We start from the raw sequence: 4984 nt of genomic DNA on the forward strand, positions 1-4984 counted from the left end.
TCCACCAAACAGTGGATGCTATCGGTCTTTGAAAACTGAACAGGAAACGTCAATTTCAATGAAAAAGAGAAGAAATTCTCGGATAAACAAATAAGAAAAACGTTAGTAAACGTTTTGAGCTAAATCAAATGGAGAGTTTGATCCTGGCTCAGGATGAACGCTGGCGGCATGCCTAATACATGCAAGTCGAACGAAGTCTTTAGGAAGCTTGCTTCCAAAGAGACTTAGTGGCGAACGGGTGAGTAACACGTAGGTAACCTGCCCATGTGCCCGGGATAACTGCTGGAAACGGTAGCTAAAACCGGATAGGTATGAGGGAGGCATCTTCCTCATATTAAAGCACCTTCGGGTGTGAACATGGATGGACCTGCGGCGCATTAGCTGGTTGGTGAGGTAACGGCCCACCAAGGCGATGATGCGTAGCCGACCTGAGAGGGTGAACGGCCACATTGGGACTGAGACACGGCCCAAACTCCTACGGGAGGCAGCAGTAGGGAATTTTCGTCAATGGGGGGAACCCTGAACGAGCAATGCCGCGTGTGTGAAGAAGGTCTTCGGATCGTAAAGCACTGTTGTAAGTGAAGAATGCCATATAGAGGAAATGCTATGTGGGTGACGGTAGCTTACCAGAAAGCCACGGCTAACTACGTGCCAGCAGCCGCGGTAATACGTAGGTGGCAAGCGTTATCCGGAATCATTGGGCGTAAAGGGTGCGTAGGTGGCACGATAAGTCTGAAGTAAAAGGCAACAGCTCAACTGTTGTATGCTTTGGAAACTGTCGAGCTAGAGTGCAGAAGAGGGCGATGGAATTCCATGTGTAGCGGTAAAATGCGTAGATATATGGAGGAACACCAGTGGCGAAGGCGGTCGCCTGGTCTGTAACTGACACTGATGCACGAAAGCGTGGGGAGCAAATAGGATTAGATACCCTAGTAGTCCACGCCGTAAACGATGAGAACTAAGTGTTGGAGAGATTCAGTGCTGCAGTTAACGCAATAAGTTCTCCGCCTGGGGAGTATGCACGCAAGTGTGAAACTCAAAGGAATTGACGGGGGCCCGCACAAGCGGTGGAGTATGTGGTTTAATTCGAAGCAACGCGAAGAACCTTACCAGGCCTTGACATGGATATAAATGTTCTAGAGATAGAAAGATAGCTATATATCACACAGGTGGTGCATGGTTGTCGTCAGCTCGTGTCGTGAGATGTTGGGTTAAGTCCCGCAACGAGCGCAACCCTTGTCTTCTGTTACCAGCATTAAGTTGGGGACTCAGGAGAGACTGCCGGTGACAAACCGGAGGAAGGTGGGGATGACGTCAAATCATCATGCCCCTTATGGCCTGGGCTACACACGTACTACAATGGCGCCTACAAAGAGCAGCGACACCGCGAGGTGGAGCGAATCTCATAAAGGGCGTCTCAGTTCGGATTGAAGTCTGCAACTCGACTTCATGAAGTCGGAATCGCTAGTAATCGCAGATCAGCATGCTGCGGTGAATACGTTCTCGGGCCTTGTACACACCGCCCGTCAAACCATGGGAGTTGGTAATACCCGAAGCCGGTGGCATAACCGCAAGGAGTGAGCCGTCGAAGGTAGGACCGATGACTGGGGTTAAGTCGTAACAAGGTATCCCTACGGGAACGTGGGGATGGATCACCTCCTTTCTAAGGAGAAAGTACAAAGAAGCAGATATTTCCTGTTCGGTTTTGGAAGACCGAAAGAATCTTCCAAGAGAAGTCGATCTTTGAAAACTGAATAACAGAAAAGACATAACAGAAGGTCTATAACGTAAAAGTTGTAAACAAAATAGATATTCACGAGTATAAAGTTAAACAAACAGTAATACTCAAGCAAACCGAAAGCAAAAACACGAAGAAGTGATTAAGTAAGTAAGGGCGTACGGTGGATGCCTAGGCACTTGAAACTGAAGAAGGACGCAACAAACGGCGAAACGCGACGGGGAGTGGTACGTACACAAAGATCCGTCGATATCCGAATGGGGAAACCCGTCATCTGTAATAGGATGGCATCCATGGATGAATCCATAGTCCATGAGAGAGGTACCCGGAGAACTGAAACATCTAAGTACCCGGAGGAAAAGAAAACAAAAGTGATTTCCTGAGTAGCGGCGAGCGAAAGGGAAGGAGCCCAAACCATCTCTAGAGATGGGGTTGTAGGACCACGATATGGCAAGAGGATTGTTAGGAGAACGGCATTGAAAGGCCGACCGTAGGGGGTGCAAGTCCCGTATCCGAAAACGATGTGAAGCCTAGTGGGATCCTGAGTACGGCGAGACACGAGAAATCTTGTCGGAAGCAGGCGGGACCATCCGTCAAGGCTAAATATAAACAAGTGACCGATAGCGAACCAGTACCGTGAGGGAAAGGTGAAAAGAACCGCGGGAGCGGAGTGAAAGAGAACCTGAAACCGTATGCCTACAAGAAGTCAGAGCCCGTTAAAGGGTGATGGCGTGCCTTTTGTAGAATGAACCGGCGAGTTATGTTATCGTGCGAGGTTAAGCAGGAGATGCGGAGCCGAAGCGAAAGCGAGTCTTAATAGGGCGAGAGTACGATGACATAGACCCGAAACCGTGTGATCTAGCCATGACCAGGTTGAAGTTCAGGTGAAACTGAATGGAGGACCGAACCGACCCCCGTTGAAAAGTTGGCGGATGAGTTGTGGCTAGGGGAGAAATTCCAATCGAACACGGATATAGCTGGTTCTCCCCGAAATAGCTTTAGGGCTAGCGTCGAGGCTTAGTCATGTGGAGGTAGAGCACTGAATGTACGATGGCCCCATCCCGGGGTACTGAGTATAATCAAACTCCGAATGCCATAAGATATGCCCGGCAGTCAGACCGTGGGTGATAAGGTCCATGGTCAAAAGGGAAACAGCCCAGACCGCCAGTTAAGGTCCCAAAATGCATGCTGAGTGGAAAAGGATGTGGGGATGCACAGACAACTAGGAGGTTGGCTCAGAAGCAGCCACCCTTCAAAGAGTGCGTAACAGCTCACTAGTCGAGTGACCCTGCGCCGAAAATGTACCGGGGCTAAGCATGCTACCGAAGCTGCGGATTTGTAGGAATACAAGTGGTAGGGGAGCGTTCTATGCAGCGTAGAAGCCATATCGTGAGGAGTGGTGGAGCGCATAGAAGTGAGAATGCCGGTGTGAGTAGCGAGATGTAGGTGAGAATCCTACACACCGATAGCCCAAGGATTCCAGGGGAAGGTTCGTCCGCCCTGGGTAAGTCGGGACCTAACGCGAGGCCGAAAGGCGTAGTGGATGGAAAACAGGCAGATATTCCTGTACCCGCGATGGAAATGAAGGAATGACGGAGAAGGTAAGTATGACCCACTGAACGGATTGTGGGCGAAGCGTATAGCAGGATGGCAGTGAAATGCGTCATCAGGATGTAAAGCGTGAAAGGTAAGGGAACGCCCAAGGGCAAGTACCGAAGCATATGTAGCCAGCTTCCAGGAAAAGTTTCTAGTATATTCCATAGCGGCCCGTACCAAAACCGACACAGGTGGGCAAGGAGAGGATCCTGAGGTGAGCGAGAGAACTGTTGCCAAGGAACTCGGCAAAATGACTCCGTAAGTTAGCGAGAAGGAGTGCTTATGAAAGTAAGCCGCAGTGAAGAGGCCCAAGCGACTGTTTAACTAAAACACAGCTCTCTGCAAAGTCGCAAGACGAAGTATAGGGGGTGACGCCTGCCCGGTGCTGGAAGGTTAAGAGGATTTGTCAGTAGCGATACGAAGCAATGAATTGAAGCCCCAGTGAACGGCGGCCGTAACTATAACGGTCCTAAGGTAGCGAAATTCCTTGTCAGGTAAGTTCTGACCCGCACGAAAGGCGTAACGATTTGGGCGCTGTCTCGGCAGCAGACTCGGTGAAATCTTAGTACCTGTGAAAATGCAGGTTACCCGCAACTAGACGGAAAGACCCCATGGAGCTTTACTGCAGCCTGATATTGAGTTTCGATCAGAGATGTACAGGATAGGTGGGAGACAAAGAGACATGCACGCCAGTGTATGAGGAGTCGCTGTTGGGATACCACTCTTGTCTGATTGGAATTCTAACCTGCATCCCTAAGCGGGATGAGGGACCGTGTCAGGTGGGCAGTTTGACTGGGGCGGTCGCCTCCCAAAGAGTAACGGAGGCGCCCAAAGGTACGCTCAGATTGGATGGAAATCAATCGACGAGTGCAAATGCAGAAGCGTGCTTGACTGCGAGACAAACAGGTCGAGCAGGGACGAAAGTCGGGATTAGTGATCCGGCGGTGCCGAATGGAAGGGCCGTCGCTCAACGGATAAAAGCTACCCTGGGGATAACAGGCTGATCTCGCCCAAGAGTTCACATCGACGGCGAGGTTTGGCACCTCGATGTCGGCTCATCGCATCCTGGAGCTGAATTCGGTTCCAAGGGTTGGGCTGTCCGCCCATTAAAGCGGTACGCGAGCTGGGTTCAGAACGTCGTGAGACAGTTCGGTCCCTATCTGTTGTGGGCGAAGGAGATTTGAGGAGAGCTGTCCTTAGTACGAGAGGACCGGGATGGACCTACCGCTGGTGCACCGGTTGTTCCGCCAGGAGCATAGCCGGGTAGCTAAGTAGGGAAGGGATAAGCGCTGAAAGCATCTAAGCGCGAAGCCTACTCCAAGATGAGATCTCCCATTCGCAAGAAGTAAGACCCCTTGAAGACGACGAGGTAGATAGGTCAGGGATGGAAGCATAGCGATATGTGAAGTTGACTGATACTAATAGGTCGAGGACTTAATCACAAGAAATGTTTGGACTGTTATTCAGTTTTGAGGGAGAGACCTCAAGCGATCTGGTGATGAAAGCGAAGTGGACACACCTGTACTCATCCCGAACACAGAAGTTAAGCACTTCAGCGGCGACAATAGCTGGACGAGCTCCAGTAAAGATAGCACGTTGCCAGGTAGGAAGACCTGTTCTGAGAAGGACAGGTTTTTTTCTATATAGAGA

Annotated in this window: 3 rRNA genes; all 3 read left to right on the top strand. The window is 50.5% G+C overall.

Annotated features, from left to right (window positions below):
• Positions 1-125: 125 nt before the first annotated feature.
• The 3 genes from LI241_RS15345 to rrf all read left to right on the top strand — a co-directional run bounded on the left by LI241_RS15345 (position 126) and on the right by rrf (position 4939).
• Positions 126-1663: ribosomal RNA gene (locus tag LI241_RS15345) — 16S ribosomal RNA — on the top strand.
• A 215-nt stretch (positions 1664-1878) separates the two neighbouring features.
• A 23S ribosomal RNA gene (locus LI241_RS15350) occupies positions 1879-4776 on the top strand.
• 49 nt (positions 4777-4825) lie between these two features.
• A 5S ribosomal RNA gene (gene rrf, locus LI241_RS15355) occupies positions 4826-4939 on the top strand.
• Together the 16S, 23S and 5S rRNA genes form the textbook arrangement of a ribosomal RNA operon.
• Positions 4940-4984: the final 45 nt, after the last annotated feature.

The organism is Longicatena sp. 210702-DFI.1.196 (assembly GCF_020563125.1).
GTDB classification, from domain to species: domain Bacteria; phylum Bacillota_I; class Bacilli_A; order Erysipelotrichales; family Erysipelotrichaceae; genus Longicatena; species Longicatena caecimuris.